Annotated in this window: 16 protein-coding genes; 12 read left to right on the top strand and 4 right to left on the bottom strand. The window is 65.1% G+C overall.

Going from position 1 to position 18,545, the window contains the following annotated elements:
* Positions 1-248 precede the first annotated feature (248 nt).
* Positions 249-3,161, bottom strand: coding sequence for an aminotransferase (locus AC3RCP_RS02760; protein ID WP_492571691.1), 2,913 nt, complete (start codon positions 3,159-3,161; stop codon positions 249-251).
* Positions 3,162-3,384: 223 nt separating this feature from the next.
* Here AC3RCP_RS02760 and rfbB point away from each other — a divergent pair, with 223 nt between their 5' ends.
* From rfbB to AC3RCP_RS02725, 7 genes are read left to right on the top strand one after another with little or no spacing between them, the layout of a single operon-like run.
* Positions 3,385-4,467 carry a dTDP-glucose 4,6-dehydratase gene (gene rfbB / locus AC3RCP_RS02755; protein WP_492571692.1) on the top strand — a complete coding sequence of 361 codons (1,083 nt, stop codon included), beginning with the start codon at positions 3,385-3,387 and terminating at the stop codon, positions 4,465-4,467.
* Positions 4,464-5,339: a glucose-1-phosphate thymidylyltransferase RfbA gene (rfbA, locus tag AC3RCP_RS02750; protein ID WP_101336524.1), complete on the top strand. Its 876-nt coding sequence runs from the start codon at positions 4,464-4,466 to the stop codon at positions 5,337-5,339. The genes rfbB and rfbA overlap by 4 nt, the downstream gene beginning before the upstream one ends.
* Complete coding sequence (gene rfbC / locus AC3RCP_RS02745; protein ID WP_009041723.1) at positions 5,336-5,881, top strand: dTDP-4-dehydrorhamnose 3,5-epimerase; 546 nt, start codon at positions 5,336-5,338, stop codon at positions 5,879-5,881. Before rfbA ends, rfbC begins: the two co-directional genes overlap by 4 nt.
* Positions 5,878-6,759, top strand: a complete 882-nt coding sequence (gene rfbD / locus AC3RCP_RS02740) for a dTDP-4-dehydrorhamnose reductase (RefSeq protein ID WP_492571693.1) — start codon at positions 5,878-5,880, stop codon at positions 6,757-6,759. The genes rfbC and rfbD overlap by 4 nt, the downstream gene beginning before the upstream one ends.
* Positions 6,760-6,795: 36 nt before the next feature.
* Positions 6,796-8,604, top strand: a complete 1,809-nt coding sequence (locus AC3RCP_RS02735) for a sensor histidine kinase (RefSeq protein WP_007931700.1) — start codon at positions 6,796-6,798, stop codon at positions 8,602-8,604.
* Positions 8,601-10,004 (top strand): sigma-54-dependent transcriptional regulator, encoded by a 1,404-nt coding sequence (locus AC3RCP_RS02730; protein ID WP_087089617.1) that lies wholly within the window; start codon positions 8,601-8,603, stop codon positions 10,002-10,004. The genes AC3RCP_RS02735 and AC3RCP_RS02730 overlap by 4 nt, the downstream gene beginning before the upstream one ends.
* 50 nt (positions 10,005-10,054) lie before the next feature.
* Complete coding sequence (locus tag AC3RCP_RS02725; protein ID WP_492571694.1) at positions 10,055-10,510, top strand: YiiD C-terminal domain-containing protein; 456 nt, start codon at positions 10,055-10,057, stop codon at positions 10,508-10,510.
* A gap of 152 nt (positions 10,511-10,662) precedes the next feature.
* Here the strand turns inward: AC3RCP_RS02725 and cysQ are convergent, their stop codons facing one another.
* Together cysQ and nudE are read right to left on the bottom strand one after the other, a co-directional pair.
* Positions 10,663-11,490, bottom strand: a complete 828-nt coding sequence (gene cysQ, locus AC3RCP_RS02720) for a 3'(2'),5'-bisphosphate nucleotidase CysQ (RefSeq protein ID WP_492571779.1) — start codon at positions 11,488-11,490, stop codon at positions 10,663-10,665.
* Between the two features lie 11 nt (positions 11,491-11,501).
* Entirely contained in the window at positions 11,502-12,068 is a 567-nt protein-coding gene (gene nudE, locus AC3RCP_RS02715; RefSeq protein WP_492571695.1) for an ADP compounds hydrolase NudE, read from the bottom strand.
* An 89-nt stretch (positions 12,069-12,157) separates the two neighbouring features.
* On the opposite strand from nudE, the gene yrfG reads away from it, so the two are divergent.
* Positions 12,158-12,820 (top strand): GMP/IMP nucleotidase, encoded by a 663-nt coding sequence (gene yrfG / locus AC3RCP_RS02710; RefSeq protein ID WP_101336519.1) that lies wholly within the window; start codon positions 12,158-12,160, stop codon positions 12,818-12,820.
* Positions 12,821-12,939: 119 nt separating this feature from the next.
* Here the strand turns inward: yrfG and lysM are convergent, their stop codons facing one another.
* Positions 12,940-13,380 (bottom strand): peptidoglycan-binding protein LysM, encoded by a 441-nt coding sequence (lysM, locus tag AC3RCP_RS02705; RefSeq protein WP_007931719.1) that lies wholly within the window; start codon positions 13,378-13,380, stop codon positions 12,940-12,942.
* A 139-nt stretch (positions 13,381-13,519) separates the two neighbouring features.
* On the opposite strand from lysM, the gene AC3RCP_RS02700 reads away from it, so the two are divergent.
* From AC3RCP_RS02700 to AC3RCP_RS02685, 4 genes are all read left to right on the top strand, one after another.
* Entirely contained in the window at positions 13,520-14,407 is an 888-nt protein-coding gene (locus AC3RCP_RS02700) for a LysR family transcriptional regulator (RefSeq protein ID WP_007931721.1), read from the top strand.
* A 94-nt stretch (positions 14,408-14,501) separates the two neighbouring features.
* A complete protein-coding gene (fdhD, locus tag AC3RCP_RS02695) occupies positions 14,502-15,341 on the top strand; it encodes a formate dehydrogenase accessory sulfurtransferase FdhD (protein ID WP_009046475.1) in 840 nt (279 codons plus the stop codon).
* The gene (locus AC3RCP_RS02690) at positions 15,338-17,686 is read left to right on the top strand and encodes an FdhF/YdeP family oxidoreductase (RefSeq protein WP_492571696.1); all 2,349 of its coding nucleotides are present in this window, start codon (positions 15,338-15,340) and stop codon (positions 17,684-17,686) included. The genes fdhD and AC3RCP_RS02690 overlap by 4 nt, the downstream gene beginning before the upstream one ends.
* A gap of 346 nt (positions 17,687-18,032) precedes the next feature.
* On the top strand, positions 18,033-18,515 hold the full coding sequence (locus tag AC3RCP_RS02685) for a glycine zipper domain-containing protein (RefSeq protein ID WP_007931726.1): 483 nt from the start codon (positions 18,033-18,035) through the stop codon (positions 18,513-18,515).
* Positions 18,516-18,545: the final 30 nt, after the last annotated feature.

The following is an 18,545-nucleotide window of genomic DNA, read 5'->3' as shown; positions in this document are numbered from 1 at the left end:
CAAGGCCGAGGCGGTTTGATCATGACCTGGGCTGAGGCAGTTTATATCCGATAAAAATCGACTTTAAAAGCGTAAAAATAAATTAGCCAAAAATAAACCCCTATAAACATCGATTATTATCGATATTTATAGGGGTTTAGGGGTATCAGTACCGACGCTATCGCGAGCAAGCTCGCTCCTGCAGGGCACACCTTTCTAGGTAGGAGCGGGCTTGCTCGCGATCCGAATGCTGGGCATTCGAGTGGGGCCTAGAGCCCCTCCTCCAGCACCTTGGCCAACATGTCGACAAAGAAGTCGACGCTCTGGCGCGTGGTGACCATCGGTGGCTTGATCTTGAGGATGTTCAGGTCATCGCCGGTGGGCTGCATGAAGATCCCCAGCTCGCGCAGGCGATCGCACAGCAGGGCGGTCTCCTGCGTGGCCGGCTCCAGGGTCTGGCGATCGCGGATCAGCTCAAGGCCTAGGTAGAACCCCGAGCCATGCACCGCGCCCACCAGCGGATAACGCTCGATCAGGGCTTCGAGGCGCTGCTTGAAGTGGCTGCCGACCACCTGGGCGTTTTCCCAGAGTTTTTCTTCCTGCATCACGTCCAGCACCGCCATGCCGATCCGGCAACTCACCGGGCTGCCGCCGGCCGAGGAGAAGAAATAACCCTCGGCCTCCAGCGCTTCGGCGATCTCCCGGCGGGTGATCACCGCCCCCAGCGGCTGGCCGTTGCCCATGCCTTTGGCCATGGTGATGATGTCCGGCACCACGCCCTGCTCTTCGAAGCCCCAGAAGAACGTGCCCATGCGCCCGTAACCGACCTGCACCTCGTCGGCGATGCACACCCCGCCCTGGGCGCGGACCAGCGCATAGACCTGCTTCAGGTAACCCGGCGGCAGGGCGATGCCGCCGGCGTTGCCATACACCGGCTCGCAGATGAAACCGGCCAATTGGCGATTCTGCTCCGCCAGTTTGGCCAGGTTGTGTTCGACGCTGCGCACGTAGTCCGCGGTGCTGTCCTGGCCGCGGAACTCGCCGCGATAGGTATTGGGCGCGGTCACCGGATGCACCCAGTCCGGGCGGCTGCTCAGGGCCTGGGGGTTGTCGGCGATCGAGGTGGACACCGCATCCGCGCCCACCGTCCAGCCGTGATAGGCCTCCAGCACGCTGAGCAGGTCGCGCCCGCCGCTGTAGGCCCAGGCCAGGCGGATCGCCAGGTCGTTGGCCTCGCTGCCGCTGTTGACCAGGAACACCCGGTCCATGGAGTCCGGCGCCAGCTCCAGCAAGCGCTCGGAGAACTCGGCAATCGCCGCGTAGTGGAAACGCGAGTTGGTGTTGAGCAGCGACCATTGGCGCGCGGCCTCGGCGGCCATCCGTGGATGGCCATGGCCGAGCACCGCGACGTTGTTGAGCATGTCCAGGTAGGAACGGCCCTGCATGTCGATCAGGTGGTTGCGCCAGCCGCGCTCGATGCGTGGCGGGTCGACGTAATAGTGCTTCTGCGAACGGGCGAAACTGGCATCGCGGCGCGCCAGCAAAGCGTGCGAGTCGAGCTCCGGCTCGGCGTCGCAGGCCAGGCCCAGCAGCGCCGCCGGCGACGGGCACAGCGCCTGCCATGCCGCGGCCCGCGAGGGCGTGCAGAACAGTGGTGGATCGAGCTGCGCGCCACGGCACAGCTGGACCTTGAGCCCGCCATCCACCGCCCCCAGCACCTGGCCTTTGACCAGCGCCGCGCCGGCATGCACCGAGGGCGTGACGCCCCACAGCCGCACACTCAATTGCGGGCCATCGAGGCGCAACACACCGTCGGTGGCGCGGTGCAGCACCCCGGCAAAAGGCGCTTCGACCGCCGTGCCCGACGGTACCTGCAACTGCACGTGCAATGGGAAGGTGTCCGGCTCGACGGCACTGTCCGGGCAGGTCCGGGACAGGCGGTACTGCCCGTAGCGACTGGCCGCCAATCCATGGGCCGCCGCGGCCTGTTGCAACAGCCGGGTATCGATCTCGGGCTGCTCCCAGTTGCCGGCCTCGAAATGCGGGCTGAGCACGCCCAGGTCGATCAGGGCGAACTCGCGCCCCACCAGGCCCGGCAGCAAGGGGGCGAAACCTTCGCCGGCGATGGCCGGCAGCGTCTGCCCTACCGCTCCGAGGATCGCCGCTTCCATCAATTCGAACGGCACCGAGGTGGCGACGCGGAAGATCTCCCATTCGTGGCTCAGGTTGTCGCGGCTGTACTGGTTGCCCGGGTCGATGCTCACCTGCTGTTCGCCACTGAGCACCAGCACCGCGGCACGGGCCACGATCAGCGGCCACAGCGCCAGCAACTCGGCCTGCTGCAGTGGATTGACCGCGTGATAGGCGCGGACCGCCGGCAGGATGCAGAACGGATCGCCCTCGGCATGGTGCAGCAGCGCCGCGCAGGTCACCGACAGGTCAGTGATGCGCCAGGTGCGAATCAGGTCGCCGAAATCGATCACCCCCTGTACCTGCCAGTGGCGCTGGGCGTCACGTTGCCAGACCACGTTGTCGTCGGTGATGTCCAGGTGGATCGCCTGCACCGGCAACTGCTCGGCCAGGCGCTGCACACGGCGCTCGGCTTGCTCGGCCACTTCGGCGATCAGGCGGCGTTGCTGTTCGTCGGCGATCACCGGCAACAGGTGATTGATCAGGCTATGGGCGTGGCGCGCGTCCCATTGCAGGGTGCGTTCCAGGCCCGGGTGCTGGAAGTCCGCCAGGGCCAGGTCCATCTGCCCGCACAACCGGCCGAAGCCGGCCGCCAGCTCGGGGCCCAGGTGCTTGAGGTGGGTCAGCGGCTGGCCTTCGATGTAGTCGAGCAGGCGCACATGCAGCGCCTGGCCGTCGACTTCCAGGGACAGCAGGTCGGTGCCGTTCTTCGCCGGGATTACCCGGGGTACGTGCAGCTCGGGGTGGCTGCCCAGGTGCTTGAGCGCCGCATGTTGCGCCTGCAGTTCCAGGGCGGCGTAGTCGCCACGGCAGATCTTCAGGACAAAACGCCCCCGGGGACTGTCGAGCCGGTAGTTGAGATCCTGCTGGCTGCCCAACGATTGCAGCGTGCCGCCAAGGCCGTAGTGCACTTCGAGCAGGTCCAGCGCCTGCTGCGGGGTGACTTGCGGACCGGGCAGACTGGCGCGGTGAATCAACGTGGCGAGCAACATGGAACGACCCCTGGAATTATTGTCAGATGCGTATATCGCCACTGCGCCAGGCGTTACGCAACCCCCTGGCCCGAGCAGCCGACAAGGGCTGCACCGCCGCCGGGAAGGCAAACAGGATGCCAATACCCGGGCCAGACATCGGCGGCCCTTGCAGCGGCCGCTGGCTGCCGACAAGCTATGCTCCATTCGCGACTCCATGTCTTAGGGAAGAAGGCCTACCCATATGCGCATTCTCGTTACCGGCGGTGCCGGTTTTATTGGATCGGCGCTGATTCGCCACCTGATCCGCAACACCGAACACGAGGTGCTCAACCTCGACAAGCTGACCTACGCAGGCAACCTGGAGTCGCTTTCGAGTATCGCCGCCGACACCCGCTACGAGTTCGTCCAGGCCGATATCGTCGACCAGGCCAGCGTCAGCGCCCTGCTCGCGCGTTTCCAGCCCCAGGCGATCATGCACCTGGCCGCCGAGTCCCACGTCGACCGCTCCATCGACGGTCCGTCGGACTTCATCCAGACCAACATCGTCGGCACCTACAGCCTGCTGGAAGCCACCCGCGCCTACTGGCAGGCCCTGCCGCCGACGGAAAAAAGCGCCTTGCGTTTCCACCACATTTCCACCGACGAGGTGTACGGCGACCTGCACGGCGTCGACGACCTGTTCACCGAAACCACGCCCTACGCCCCCAGCTCGCCCTACTCCGCCAGCAAGGCCGCGTCCGACCACCTGGTCCGCGCCTGGCAACGCACCTACGGCCTGCCGGTACTGGTCACCAACTGCTCGAACAACTACGGGCCGTTCCACTTCCCGGAAAAACTCATCCCGCTGGTGATCCTCAACGCCCTGGCCGGAAAACCGCTGCCGGTGTACGGCAACGGCCTGCAAGTGCGCGACTGGCTGTTCGTCGAAGACCACGCCCGCGCCCTGCTCAAGGTGGTGACCGAAGGCGTGGTCGGCGAGACCTACAACATCGGCGGCCACAACGAACAGACAAACATCGACGTGGTACGCGGCATCTGCCAACTGCTGGAAGAACTGGCGCCAGGCAAGCCCGAAGGCGTGCAGCACTACGCCGACCTGATCACCTTCGTCCAGGACCGCCCCGGCCACGACCTGCGCTACGCCATCGACGCCGGCAAGATCGAGCGCGAACTGGGCTGGGTACCTCAAGAAACCTTCGCCAGCGGCCTGCGCAAGACCGTGCAGTGGTACCTGGACAACCAGGAATGGTGCCAGCACGTGCAGGACGGCAGCTATCAAGGGCAACGGCTCGGTTTCACTGACTTCAAGGATCTGATCGCATGATGAAAGGTATCGTTCTGGCGGGTGGCTCGGGCACCCGCCTGCACCCGATCACCCTGGGGGTGTCCAAGCAACTGCTGCCGGTCTACGACAAACCGATGATCTATTACCCGATCTCGGTGCTGATGCTGGCCGGCATCAAGGACATCCTGCTGATTTCCACCCCCCAGGACCTGCCGCAGTACCGCAACCTGCTGGGCGACGGCAGCCAGTTCGGGGTGCGCTTCAGCTACGCCGAACAACCGTCGCCGGACGGCCTGGCGCAGGCGTTCCTGATCGGCGAGCAATTCATTGGCGACGACCCTGTGTGCCTGATCCTCGGCGACAACATCTTCCACGGCCAACACTTCACCGAGAAGCTGCAGAACGCCGCGGCGAAACCCTCCGGTGCGACGGTCTTCGGCTACTGGGTCAAGGACCCGCAGCGCTTTGGCGTAATCGACTTCGACGCACAGGGCAACGCTCTTTCGATCGAGGAAAAGCCTCTGCACCCCAAGTCCAGCTACGCCGTGACCGGGCTGTATTTCTACGACAACGCGGTGGTCGAGATCGCCAAGGCGGTCAAGCCTTCGGCGCGCGGTGAACTGGAAATCACCGACGTCAACAATGCCTACCTGCAACGCGGCGACCTCAGCGTCGAACGTTTCGGCCGTGGCTTCGCCTGGCTCGACACCGGCACCCACGACAGCCTGCTGGAAGCCTCGCAGTACGTGCAGACCATCGAGCACCGCCAGGGCCTGAAAGTCGCCTGCCTCGAGGAAATCGCCTACAACCAGGGCTGGATCGACCGCGAGCATCTGCTCGAACACGCCAAGTACTTCGGCAAGACCGGTTACGGCCAATACCTCTATAGCCTGGCGGGGGAAACCCAATGAAGGTCCTGGCCACCGAACTGCCCGGCGTGCTGATCATCGAGCCCAAGGTGTTTGGCGACGAGCGCGGTTTTTTCTACGAGAGCTTCAATGCCAAGGCGTTCGAAGAAGCAACCGGCGTGCGCACCCAGTTCGTCCAGGACAACCATTCGCGCTCGCAAAAGGGCGTGCTGCGTGGCCTGCACTACCAGATCGAAAACACCCAGGGAAAACTGGTGCGGGTGGTCGCCGGCGAAGTACTCGACGTGACGGTGGACATCCGTCGCAGCTCGCCGCACTTCGGTAAGTGGGTCGGGGTGCGGCTGTCCGCGGACAACCATCGCCAGCTGTGGGTACCGGAAGGCTTCGCCCATGGTTTCGTGGTGCTGAGCGAGTACGCCGAGTTCCTCTACAAGACCACCGACTACTACACCCCGGCGTCCGAACGCTGCATTCGCTGGGACGATCCGACCCTGGCCATCGACTGGCAACTCACAGGCCCGGCGCAACTCTCGGCCAAGGATCAGGCCGGCAAATTGCTCAGCGAAGCCGAGCTGTTCCCATGAGCGGCCGGTTGAAGATCCTCATCAGCGGCCAGCACGGCCAGGTCTCCCAGGCCCTGCAACAGCGCCTGGGAAACCAGCATGAATTGATCGTGCCCGGGCGCGGCCTGCTCGACCTGACACGCCCGGACGCCATTCGCCAGCAAATGCGCAGCCTGCGCCCGCAGCTGATCATCAACGCGGCCGCCCACACCGCCGTTGATCAGGCCCAGAGTGAGCCGGAGCTGGCCTTTGCGATCAATGCCAGCGCCCCCGGGGTGTTCGCCGAGGAAGCGCGGGAACTGGGCATCCCGCTGATTCACTACTCCACCGATTATGTCTTCGACGGCAGCAAGCAGGCCCCCTACACCGAAGACGATGAACCCCACCCGCTGAGCGTCTACGGCCAGAGCAAACTCGCCGGCGAACGGGCCATCGCCGCGGCAGGTGGCGAACACCTGATCCTGCGCACCAGCTGGGTGTATTCGAACACCGGCAAGAACTTCCTGCTGACCATGCAACGCCTGCTGCAGGAAAAACCGCACTTGCGCGTGGTCGCCGACCAGATCGGCGCGCCTACCTGGGCCGGTACCATCGCCGCCAGCACCGCCGCCCTGATCGAGCGCTGGCAGGCCGGCCAGCCAGGAGCCTGGGGGACCTACCACCTGACCGCGGCTGGCGAGACCTCCTGGTTCGGCTTCGCCCAGGCCATTGGCGAGCACCTGCTGGCCCAAGGCAAAACCTGCGCGACCCTGGAGGCGATCCCCTCCAGCGCCTATCCGACACCCGCGCCGCGGCCGCTGAACTCACGCCTCGATTGCCGCCGCCTGGAGCGCGAGTGGGACGTGCGCCAGCCTGAGTGGCGCAGCGCATTGCACGAGTGTCTTGCCGAGCAGGGGTAGGCATAATGCGCCTGTACCCACAGGCGCATGTCCCTCATGACCCCACCTCTCCCTCGACGCCCCCGCTGGCGTAGCCTGGCTTTGCTGGCCCTGTGCCTGGCGCCGCTGCTGTGGCCGCTGGAGCACCTGGCCGAGCGTTATTACCGCAGCGAACTGGCGGGCCAGAACCGCCAGACCCTCGACCTCTACGTCGCCAACCTGCTGGGCACCCTGCACCGCTATGAGGTGCTGCCGCAGATTCTCGGCGAGCTGCCGGCGTTGCGTGCGGTCCTCGGTGCGCCGGACGATGGTGTGACCCAGGGCAACGCCAACCGCCTGCTGAAAAACATCAGCGCCCAGACCGGGGCCGAAGTGATGTACCTGATGGACACCTCCGGCAACACCCTGGCGGCGTCCAACTGGGACAAGCACGACAGTTTCGTTGGCCGCAATTTCTCCTTCCGCCCCTATTTCAGCGAAGCCATGGCCGGACGCCTGGGGCGTTTCTTCGGCCTGGGCACCACCTCGGCCAAGCGCGGTTATTTCTTCGCCGCCGCCGTGCGCAACGGCGAGAAAATCATCGGCGTGCTGGTGGTCAAGGTCGACCTGGACCACACCGAAAGCCTCTGGGGCAAAACCCCCGAGCAACTGGTGGTCACCGATCACAATGGCGTGGTGATCCTCACTTCGCGCGCGGAATGGCGTTTCCGCTCGACCCGCCCGCTGACTGAAGACGAAAGCCAGGCCATCGTCGCCATCCAGCCCTACCCGACCCGCGATCCACGGCCGTTGAACCTCGACTCCAATGCCTGGCTGACCCAGACCCGGCAGATCGACGAAACCGGCTGGAGTGTGAGCATCCTCGCTCCGCGTACCCTGATCGATCGCCCGGTGCGCACCGTGGTGGCGGTGGGCGGCGCCACGCTGCTGGTCTTGATGCTGCTGCTCGGCTTGATGATGCAGCGCCGTCGCCACTACCTGGAACGCATCGCCTTCGAAGCCAAGGCCCGGCGCGAGCTGGAAATGCGCGTGGCCGAACGCACCAGCGACCTGGAAGGCCTGAACCGTCGCCTCAAGCAGGAAGTGCTGGAGCGCGAACACGCCCAGCAGGAACTGGTGCGCGCCCAGGACGACCTGGTGCAGGCCGGCAAGCTCTCGGCCCTGGGCACCATGTCGGCGAGCATCAGCCATGAGCTCAACCAGCCGCTGGCGGCGATCCGCAGCTACGCGGAAAACGCCGAGGTGCTGCTGGACCACCAGCGCACCGAGGACGCCCGCGGCAACCTCAAGCTGATCAGCGAACTGACCGGGCGTATGGCCTCGATCATCGCCCACCTGCGCGCCTTTGCCCGCCGCGACCGCCACGCGCCGGAAAGCGTCGCCCTGCAACCGGCGCTGGACGACGCCCTGGCGCTGCTGGCCAAGCGTCGACGGGCGATGGAAGTGGAGCTGATCCGCGACCTGCCGGCGGCCACCCTGTGGGTCGAGGCCGGGGAAACGCGGCTGCGCCAGGTGCTCGGCAACCTGCTGGCCAACGCCCTGGACGCGCTGACCGAAAAAGGCCCGCCGCGCAAACTCTGGCTGAGTGCCGAATCCACCGCCACGGGCGTCAATCTGTACATTCGCGACAACGGCCCGGGCTTCTGCATGGAGGCCCTGGGCCGCGCCGGCGAGCCTTTCTACACCACCAAGACCCGCACCCAGGGCCTTGGCCTGGGCCTGGCGATCTGCGACACCCTGATGCGTGCCTTTGGCGGTGAACTGTCGTTCTCCAACCACCGCGAAGGCGGCGCCCTGATTACCTTGCGACTGCGCGCCGGCGCGCCGGGAGTGAGCCTGCAACCGTCCGAGGACCGCAGCGTATGAGTACACCGATCACCAGTGACGTGCAGGTGGTGTTGATCGACGACGATCCGCACCTGCGCCAGGCCCTGAGCCAGACCCTGGACCTGGCCGGGCTGAAGATCCTGCCGCTGGGCGAAGCCCAGGGCCTGGCCGCGCGGCTGGAGCGCGACTGGCCGGGGGTGGTGGTCAGCGACATCCGCATGCCGGGCATGGACGGCCTCGAACTGCTCGGCGAACTGCACGGCCAGGACCCTGAGCTGCCGGTGCTGCTGATCACCGGCCACGGCGATGTGCCGCTGGCGGTGCAGGCAATGCGCGCCGGGGCCTATGACTTCCTGGAGAAACCCTTCGCCAGCGATGCCCTGCTCGACAGCGTGCGCCGCGCCCTGGCCCTGCGCCGCCTGGTGCTGGACAACCGCAGCCTGCGCCTGGCCCTGAGCGATCGCCAGGAGCTCAGCGCGCGGCTGGTCGGGCTGTCGGCGCCGATCCTGCGTCTGCGTGAACAGATCGGCGCCCTGGCGGCGACCAAGGCCGACGTGCTGATCCTCGGCGAGACCGGCGCCGGCAAGGAAGTGGTGGCGCGGGCGCTGCACGACCTGTCGAGCCGGCGCAACGGCCCGTTCGTGGCGATCAACGCCGGCGCCCTGGCCGAATCGGTGGTGGAAAGCGAACTGTTCGGCCACGAGCCGGGGGCCTTTACCGGCGCGCAGAAACGCCGCATCGGCAAGTTCGAATTCGCCAACGGCGGCACGCTGTTCCTCGATGAAATCGAAAGCATGAGCCTGGACGTGCAGGTCAAGCTGCTGCGCATGCTGCAGGAACGTGTGGTGGAACGCCTGGGCGGCAATCAACTGATCCCGCTGGACATCCGCATCATCGCCGCGACCAAGGAAGACCTGCGCCAGGCGGCCGACCAGGGGCGTTTCCGCGCCGACCTGTATTACCGCCTGAATGTCGCGCCGCTGCGTATTCCACCGTTGCGCGAGCGTGGCGAAGACGCCCTGCTGCTGTTCCAGCATTTCGCCGACGAGGCCAGCGCCCGCCACGGCCTGCCGCCCCACGAACTGCAACCTGGGCAGCGCGCCCTGCTGCTGCGCCACAGTTGGCCGGGCAATGTGCGCGAACTGCAGAACGCCGCCGAACGCTTCGCCCTCGGCCTGGAACTGGCCCTGGACAACAGCGCGGCGGATGGCGGCTCCTCGCAGCCGGCGCCGACGGTGGTCGAGGGCGGCCTGAGCGAACAGGTGGAGAACTTCGAAAAGAGCCTGATCGCCGCCGAGCTGGCCCGCTCCCACAACTCCCTGCGCAGCCTCGCCGAAGCCCTGGGTATTCCGCGCAAGACCCTGCATGACAAACTGCGCAAACACGGCCTGAGCTTCGGCGACAGCGGCGCCAGTTCGGGCGGCGACGATATCGAGTGAGCGATGCCGACTAATCTTGTTAATGCACCATTTCACCACCGAGGCCCTGCATGAACCGCGACAGTCGTCACCTGGAATCCATCCTCCATCACGACATTCCTCTGACGCGGGACATGGGCCTGAAAGTGCTCGACTGGCACGCGCATGAGCTGCGCCTGCAACTGCCGCTGGAAGCCAACGTCAATCACAAGAGCACCATGTTCGGCGGCAGCCTGTATTGCGGCGCGGTGCTGGCCGGCTGGGGCTGGCTGCACCTGCGGCTGAAAGAAGCGGGGATCGACGACGGGCACATCGTGATTCAGGAAGGGCAGATCAATTACCCGCTACCGGTGACCAGCGACGCCACGGCCATCTGCGCCGCGCCGAGCGAAGAGGTGTGGCACAGGTTCGTGACCATGTATGAGCGCTACGGCCGCGCGCGGCTGATCTTGCACACCCGGGTGGTGAATGCCGGCAGCGATGAAGATGCGGTGCGCTTCACCGGGCAGTACGTGTTGCAGCGATGAACCTGTAGCCGCTGGCGCAGCCTGCGATCGGCTGCGCAGCAGTCGTAAACGGCCAGCGCGGTGTGTCAGACGGAATATCGCCAGTCGATCCACGGCCGCTTCGACGGAGTACCGCCCAGCCCGATCATTGGCTAAGCCAGCGGCTACAAGGATCAGCCGCGCGCCAGCTCCAGCAAGCGCCCACGCCATGCGGCCTTGGCCGGCAGCGCCAGGAAGAAGCCATTGAGCAGCGACTCCCGCGCCGGGTAGAAGAACGGCGCGCCACTCAGATCCAGCACCTCGCCTCCGGCGCCCTCCAGCACGCCTTGGGCCGCCGCGGTGTCCCACTGCGAGGTCGGCGCCAGTCGCGGATAACAATCCGCCGCGCCTTCGGCCAGCAGGCAGAACTTCAACGAGCTGCCGATGTTCGCCAGTTGCAACTCGCCCAGGGTCGCGCTCAACCCGGCCAGCAGACGCTCCTGCTCGGGGCTGGTATGCCGACGGCTGGCGACCACGGTGAAGGCTTCGCCCGCCGTCAGGCTATCACGCACCTGGATCGCCACCGGCGCCTGGCCCTTGTCCGCGCGCCAGGCCCCAAGGCCGGCGCCGCCGAAATAGCAGCGACCGCTGGTCGGCATCGATACCACGCCGAACACCACCCGCCCGTCTTCGATCAGGGCGATATTGACGGTGAACTCTTCGCTGCCGGAGATGAACTCCTTGGTGCCGTCCAGCGGGTCCACCAGCCACCAGCGCTGCCAGCCGGCACGCACGTCCTGGGGAATGTCGGCATCTTCTTCGGAGAGCACCGGGATGCTCGGGTCCAGCGCGGTCAGGCCTTGCACGATCAGGTGGTGGGCCGCCAGGTCGGCGGCGGTCACCGGCGACTCGTCGGCCTTGCTGGTGACGGCGACGTTGGCGCGCCAGAACGGCAGGATCGCCTCGCCCGCCTGCAAGGCCAGGTCGATCACCGGCGCCAGCAACGGATGGGGAAAATTCATCGATGGTTCACTCATGCTTGGAAGGCGCCGCGCTGGGCCAGCAGATCGCGGGCCAGGTACAGCGCGGCCAGGGCGCGGCCCTCGGTGAATTGCGGGTTCTGCGCCAGGCTCGACAGCTCGCGCAGGTTGATCTTGTCCACGCGCATCGGCTCGGGCTCGTCGCCCTCCAGCCGTTCCTCGTAGAGGTCGGTGGCCAGCACCACCTGGATCTTCTGGCTCATGTAGCCGGGGGACAACGACAGCTCGGTCAGGTGTTCCAGTTGCCGCGCACCAAAACCGGCCTCCTCCTTGAGCTCACGCTCGGCGGCGGCCAGCACATCCTCGCCAGGCTCGATCAGGCCCTTGGGCAGCGACAGCTCGTAGGCGTCGGTGCCGCCGCAATATTCCTCGACCAGCACCGCGTGATCGGCATCGAGCATCGCCACAATCATCACCGCGCCATAGCCCGCGCCCTTGCCCACCAGGCGCTCGTAGGTGCGCTCCACACCGTTGGAAAAGCGCAACTGCACCGCTTCGACGCAAAACAGACGGCTGGTGGCGACGATCTCGCGGGCGAGTACGGTGGGTTTCTGGCGCATAAAAGGCTCCTTGGCGTGAACGCGCTACTATAACGCGGCTTTCCCGATTGTTTGTGTCGGATATCTTTCTACCGTTCGAGACGTTTTCCATGCCTTCACTGCCCTGGCGCGACATCGATACCGTTCTGCTGGATATGGACGGTACCTTGCTGGACCTGCACTACGACAACCACTTCTGGATGGAGCACCTGCCCCAGCGCTATGCCGAGCTGCATGGCGTCAGCCGCGCCATGGCGGAAATGGAATTGCAGCCGCTGTTCGAGCGTAACGCCGGACAGTTGCAGTGGTATTGCCTGGACTTCTGGAGCGCCGAACTGAAACTGCCGGTGCGCGAACTGAAGCTGGAGACCGCCCACCTGATCGCCCTGCGCCCGGACGCCGACACCTTTCTCACGGCGATCAAGCAGGCTGGCAAACGCGTGGTGCTGATCACCAATGCGCACCGTGATTCGTTGTCATTGAAGTTGGAAAAAGTCGAGCTGGCGCCCTATTTCGAACGTTTGATCAGTTCCCACGATTACGGCTTCGCCAAGGAGAACCCGCAGTTCTGGGATGCGTTGCAAGCGGATATCGGCTTCGATCCGGCACGCAGCCTGTTTATCGACGACACCCTGCCGATCCTGCGCAGCGCGCGGAATTTCGGCGTGGCCCATCTATTGGCGGTGAGTGAACCGGACAGCCGCAAGGGGCCGAAAGACACGGCGGAGTTTGCCGCGGTGGGGGATTATCGAGCATTGATCGAAGGGTTGTAGAGCAATCCTGTAGCCGCTGCCCCAGGCTGCGATCGACCGTGAAAGGGTCGTAGCGATGTTGATCGCCAAAGGTCCTTCGGACCTTATCGCAGCCTTCGGCAGCGGCTACAGACCGAGCATTACTCGGGAATGCGCAGTACCTGGCCCGGATAGATCTTGTCCGGGTGCGACAGCAGCGGCTTGTTGGCCTCGAAGATCTTGTTGTACTTGTTGGCGTCGCCGTACACGGCCTTGGAAATGGCGCTGAGGGTGTCGCCTTTTTTCACGGTGACGAAACGCGCGGCAGCCGCCACAGGACCGGTGACGGTGATCTGGTCGTCGACGCTGCCGACTCCTTCGATGTTGCCCACGGCCAGCAGAATCTTTTCCTTCTCTTCCTGACTGGCCACTTCGCCGGTCACGATGACCTTGTCGCCTTCCACGGTGGCCTGGACGTTGGGGTTACCCAGGCCGACCTTGGCGATGTGATCCTTCAGCTGTTCGCTCGCATTGGCGTTACCCGGCGTCAACAAATCGATAAGCTTTTCGCCCGCTTCTTTCACAAAGCTAAAAATACTCATGGTGCACACTCCTTGGGTTTAATAGGTCCAGACGCGAAAGACTAGACCAGCCTTGAGAGACGAGGTTCAAAATCGACCAATGACTCTCTGCCCGGCAAGCACGCTAGAATCGCCTCCCCCCAGCGCCCAGGAAGCGAAGATGGACATCAAGCAGCTGAAATTCCTCATCGCTCTCGACGAAACCCGCCACTTCGGCCAGGCCGCCGCGCGCTGCCACATCACCCAGCCGACCCTGTCCATGCGCCTGCGCAACCTCGAGGAAGAACTCGAGCTGCCGCTGGTCAACCGCGGCCAGCGTTTCGAGGGCTTCACCGCTCCGGGGGAACGGGTGCTGGCCTGGGCCCGCAGCGTGCTGGCCGCCTACGACGGGTTGCAGGCCGAGGCGGCCGCCTGTCGCGGCAATCTGGTCGGCACCCTGCGCCTGGGGGTGGTACCGCTGTCGAGTTTCGACCCGCTGCCACTGATGCAGCGCCTGCACCAGGCGCACCCGAATGTGCGCTTCGAGTTGTCGGCGCTCAGTTCCGAGCAGATCCTCGAACAGCTGGCGAGCAATCGCCTGGATATCGGCGTTTCCTATCTGGAGCGCCTGGACAGCGAACGCTTCGAATCCCTGGCCCTGGGCGAAACCCGCATGGGCCTGCTCTACGACCAACGCTTCTTCAGCTTCGGCGAACAGCCCCTGAGTTGGGAGGCGGTGATCGAACTGCCGCTGGGCATGCTGACCAGCGGCATGCATTTTCGCCAGTCCATCGACCATAACTTCCACAGTCGCGGCCTCACCCCTCAACCGCTGCTGCAGACCGATGCCGTGCATCAATTGCTGCAAGCCGTACATGGCGGCCTGTGCTGCGCGATCATGCCGCTGGACGGCGGCCTGGAAGCCCTCACCGAGCACCTGCGCCTGCAGCCCATAGCAGACGCCAACACCCTGGCGCACCTGGGCCTGATCATGCGCCGCAGCGCACCGCGCTCGGCCCTGGCCGAGGCGTGCTTCGCCCTGCAGCAGAAATCACCGAGCGAGTCTTGATCGACGGCATCTATCGGCACATCAGTACTAGCAATTAGACGCGACACTTTGACGCGCTTAGTCTTAGGGCTGGATATTCCGCCGGTGATGCCCCATGAAACCCCAGCGCCCGGCTTGCGCGACGCCCACTGCGAAAACACCCGCGCCCGCCGCCAGCCAGAACTACCGCTACAGCAACCTCGACCACACGGAATCGGCCAGCACCGCGCTCGCCGAGGAAGTCGCGCTGGCGATCGCCTATAACGGCATCAGCCAGGCCGTGATGCTGGTCACCCCCAGCGACCTCGAAGACTTCATCGTCGGCTTCAGCCTCGGCAGCGGCATCATCGGCGACGCCTCGGACATCTACGACCTGCAACTGAGCGGCAGCGGTTCGGCCCAGTACGCCCAGGTGCAGATATCCAGCCGCGCCTTCTGGAACCTCAAGCAGCAACGCCGGCAACTGGCCGGCACCAGCGGTTGCGGCCTGTGCGGCGTGGAAGCCGTGGAACAGGCCCTGCCGGACCTCAAGGTGCTGCCCGGCGCGCCATTGCCGCCCGCCCAATGGCTCGATGGCCTGCGCCAGCGCATCAGCGCCTTCCAGCCCCTGGGCCAGCACTCCGGCGCGGTGCATGCGGCGGTGTTCATGAACGCCCAGGGCGAGTTGCTGCTGGGCCGTGAAGATATCGGCCGGCACAACGCCCTGGACAAGCTGATCGGCGCGTTGATCCGCCAGAACATACCTACTGCCGGCGGCGTGGCCATCGTCACCAGCCGTTGCAGCCTGGAACTGATCCAGAAAGTCCTGCGTGCCGGCATCCAGACCCTGGTCAGTCTGTCGGCCCCCACCGGCCTGGCCCTGCAATGGGCACGCCGGCACAACCTCAACCTCATTCACCTGCCGCAAAAAAGTGCGCCACGGGTCTATAGCCCTGCGATGGAGAAACAAGCGTGACCACTCATCACCAAGCCGACCAGACACCCACCCCGCGCTACAAGCCCTACAAGGGCCCGGCCGGCGGCTGGGGCGCGCTCATCAGCGTCGCCCAGGCCTGGCTGACGAGTGACAACGCCCTGAAAAACCTGCGCATGATGCTCAAGACCAACCAGAACGGCGGTTTCGACTGCCCGGGCTGCGCCTGGGGCGACTCGCCGGAAAGCGGCATGGTCAAGTTCTGCGAGAACGGCGCCAAGGCGGTGAACTGGGAGGCCACCAAACGCCGCGTGGATGGCAAGTTCTTCGCCAAGCACAGCGTCAGCTCGCTGCTGGAGCAGAGCGACTACTGGCTCGAATACCAGGGCCGCCTGACCGAGCCCCTGAGCTACGACGCCGAAACCGACCGCTACAAGCCCATCAGTTGGGAAGCGGCCTTCGCCCTGATCGGCAAGCACCTGCGAGCACTGCCCAACCCGGACATGGCCGAGTTCTATACTTCGGGCCGCGCCAGCAACGAAGCGGCGTACCTGTACCAGCTGTTCGTGCGCGCCTATGGCACCAACAACTTCCCCGACTGCTCGAACATGTGCCACGAAGCCAGCGGCGTGGCCCTGGCGCAAAGCGTCGGCGTCGGCAAAGGCACCGTGACCTTCGACGACTTCGAGCATGCCGATGCAATTTTCGTCTGGGGCCAGAACCCCGGCACCAACCACCCACGGATGCTCGAGCCGCTGCGCGAAGCAGTGAAACGCGGGGCCCAGGTGGTGTGCATCAACCCGCTGAAAGAACGCGGCCTGGAACGCTTCCAGCATCCGCAGCACCCGATCGAAATGCTCACCAACGGCAACAAGCCGACCAACACCGCCTACTTCCGCCCGGCCCTGGGCGGCGACATGGCGGTGGTCCGCGGCATGGCCAAGTTCCTCCTGCAATGGGAACGCGACGCCCAGAAGACTGGCGCGCCGGCGGTGTTCGATCACGACTTCCTCAACGAACACACCGCCGCCGTACTGGATTACCTGGGCGTCATCGACGACACCCCATGGGACGACATCGTCGAGCAGTCCGGCCTGACCCTGATGGAGATCGAGCGCGCGGCACGCATGTACGCCAAGGGCAAGAACGTGATCATGTGCTGGGCCATGGGCATCACCCAGCATCGCCACTCGGTGCCGACCATCCAGGAAATCGCCAACCTGATGCTGCTGCGCGGCAATATCGGCCGTCCGGGCGCCGGCCTGTGCCCGGTGCGCGGCCACAGCAACGTGCAGGGCGACCGCACCATGGGCATCAACGAACAGCCGCCGGTGGCCTTCCTCGACGCCCTGGAGCGGCGCTTCCAGTTCAAGGTGCCGCGCGAGAACGGCCATAACGTGGTCGAGGCGATCCACGCCATGCTCGAAGGCCGTTCGACAGTCTTCATCGGCCTGGGCGGCAACTTCGCCCAAGCCACCCCGGACAGCCCGCGGACCTTCCAGGCCCTGCGCAACTGCGATCTGACCGTGCAGATCAGCACCAAGCTCAATCGCAGCCACCTGGCCCATGGCAAGGAAGCGCTGATCCTGCCGTGCCTGGGCCGTACCGACATCGACCTGCAGAGCGAAGGCCCGCAAGCGGTGACCGTGGAAGACTCCTTCAGCATGGTCCACGCCTCCAACGGCCAGTTGCAGCCGCTGTCGCCACAGATGCGCTCAGAACCGTCGATCCTCGCCGGCATCGCCGCCGCTACCCTGGGCAGCCGCCCGGTGGACTGGAACTGGCTGGTGGCCGACTACAGCCGTATCCGCGACCTGATCGCCGACACCATTCCCGGCTTCAAGGACTTCAACCAGCGGGTGAAAAACCCTGGTGGCTTCTACCTCGGCAACTCGGCCGGCGCGCGGCGCTGGAACACTCCATCGGGCCGCGCCAATTTCCGCCCGAACCTGCTGCCAAAGGATCTGGTGCACGAACGCACCCGCGCCACCGGGCAGTTGCCGGACCTGATCATGCAGTCGATGCGTTCCCACGATCAGTACAACACCACCATCTACGGCCTGGACGACCGCTACCGTGGCGTGAAGGGCCAGCGCGACGTGCTGTTCGTCAACGAAGCCGACATCATCCGCCTGGGCTTCAAGCCGGGGCAGAAAGCCGACATCGTGTCGTTGTGGGATGACGGCCGCGAGCGTCGGGTCAAGGGTTTCACCCTGCTGGCCTTCGATATTCCGGCTGGGCAGGCCGCGGCCTATTACCCCGAGGTGAACCCGCTGGTGCCGCTGGAAAGCATCGGGGACGGCAGCTACACCCCGACCTCGAAGTTTGTCGCGATCCGCCTGGAAGCGGCCAGCGACAGCGGCTTGATCATGGCCCGGTCGGCCTGATCGACGAAATCGCTGGCCCTGTAGCTGCTGCCGCAGGCTGCGATAAGGCGCGCAGCGCCTTCCAGGGCCCTCAAGAGCAACGTCTCCTACGGAGCCGATCGCAGCCTGCGGCAGCGGCTACAGTCAGGAGGTTCCAGCGGCGGCGAAATCGCAGGCACAAAAAAGGCCGCTTCCATCCAGAAGCGGCCTTTTCCAAGTAGCTACAGACTCGCAAAAACGGGATAAGTTCCCTACTAAAAACAATAAGTTACGAGATTGTGTACAACTCGTGCTATTCGTCGGATTTCGATTGTAAGCGCCTCAACACAGCCTCAGGATCGCGCCGTCATCCCTTTGAGGCTCCTCTATGAAGTTCTCCTCGATTCTCTTGTTGTCCCTTGGCCTGGTCAGCGGCGTCGCCTCTGCCGGCGGCACCACAGAAGCAGGTGTGGGCGGCGCATTGGGCGGGGTTCTAGGCTCGGTCGTCGGTCAGTCGATTGGTGGCAACACCGGTTCCACCATCGGTGCCGCACTGGGCGGCGCGGGCGGCAGTGCCGTGGGTGCCGACAGACGCAGCCGTGGCGAAGCCGCTATCGGTGGCGCGCTAGGCGCAGCCGGCGGTAACGTGGTCGGTCGCAGCGTGGGGGGCACCACTGGCAGCCTGATCGGCGCAGCCGCGGGCGGTGGCGTCGGCGGCGCACTGGGTAACCACATGGGCAACTCCAGCGATCGTGACGATCGCCGTTACCGCGATCGCGACTACGACGACCGTCGCTACTACCGCGACGGCCATCCGGGTCGTGGCCATGCCTACGGGCATCGCAAGCACAAACGTCACTGGCGCGACTAAGACCTGAAACGGTCGCAACCCGCTGGCACA

The organism is Pseudomonas sp. GW822-FHT05A08 (assembly GCF_058800485.1).
The sequence above is the reverse complement of the archived record's forward strand: the minus strand, read 5'-3'. Positions and strand labels throughout refer to the sequence as shown.

What these genes read in the sequence shown, in the direction of transcription:
- AC3RCP_RS02760 (WP_492571691.1), bottom strand. Translation starts at nt 3,161, where the DNA reads ATGTTGCTCGCCACGTTGATTCACCGCGCCAGTCTGCCCGGTCCGCAA.
- rfbB (WP_492571692.1), top strand. Translation starts at nt 3,385, where the DNA reads ATGCGCATTCTCGTTACCGGCGGTGCCGGTTTTATTGGATCGGCGCTG.
- rfbA (WP_101336524.1), top strand. Translation starts at nt 4,464, where the DNA reads ATGATGAAAGGTATCGTTCTGGCGGGTGGCTCGGGCACCCGCCTGCAC.
- rfbC (WP_009041723.1), top strand. Translation starts at nt 5,336, where the DNA reads ATGAAGGTCCTGGCCACCGAACTGCCCGGCGTGCTGATCATCGAGCCC.
- rfbD (WP_492571693.1), top strand. Translation starts at nt 5,878, where the DNA reads ATGAGCGGCCGGTTGAAGATCCTCATCAGCGGCCAGCACGGCCAGGTC.
- AC3RCP_RS02735 (WP_007931700.1), top strand. Translation starts at nt 6,796, where the DNA reads ATGACCCCACCTCTCCCTCGACGCCCCCGCTGGCGTAGCCTGGCTTTG.
- AC3RCP_RS02730 (WP_087089617.1), top strand. Translation starts at nt 8,601, where the DNA reads ATGAGTACACCGATCACCAGTGACGTGCAGGTGGTGTTGATCGACGAC.
- AC3RCP_RS02725 (WP_492571694.1), top strand. Translation starts at nt 10,055, where the DNA reads ATGAACCGCGACAGTCGTCACCTGGAATCCATCCTCCATCACGACATT.
- cysQ (WP_492571779.1), bottom strand. Translation starts at nt 11,490, where the DNA reads ATGAATTTTCCCCATCCGTTGCTGGCGCCGGTGATCGACCTGGCCTTG.
- nudE (WP_492571695.1), bottom strand. Translation starts at nt 12,068, where the DNA reads ATGCGCCAGAAACCCACCGTACTCGCCCGCGAGATCGTCGCCACCAGC.
- yrfG (WP_101336519.1), top strand. Translation starts at nt 12,158, where the DNA reads ATGCCTTCACTGCCCTGGCGCGACATCGATACCGTTCTGCTGGATATG.
- lysM (WP_007931719.1), bottom strand. Translation starts at nt 13,380, where the DNA reads ATGAGTATTTTTAGCTTTGTGAAAGAAGCGGGCGAAAAGCTTATCGAT.
- AC3RCP_RS02700 (WP_007931721.1), top strand. Translation starts at nt 13,520, where the DNA reads ATGGACATCAAGCAGCTGAAATTCCTCATCGCTCTCGACGAAACCCGC.
- fdhD (WP_009046475.1), top strand. Translation starts at nt 14,502, where the DNA reads ATGAAACCCCAGCGCCCGGCTTGCGCGACGCCCACTGCGAAAACACCC.
- AC3RCP_RS02685 (WP_007931726.1), top strand. Translation starts at nt 18,033, where the DNA reads ATGAAGTTCTCCTCGATTCTCTTGTTGTCCCTTGGCCTGGTCAGCGGC.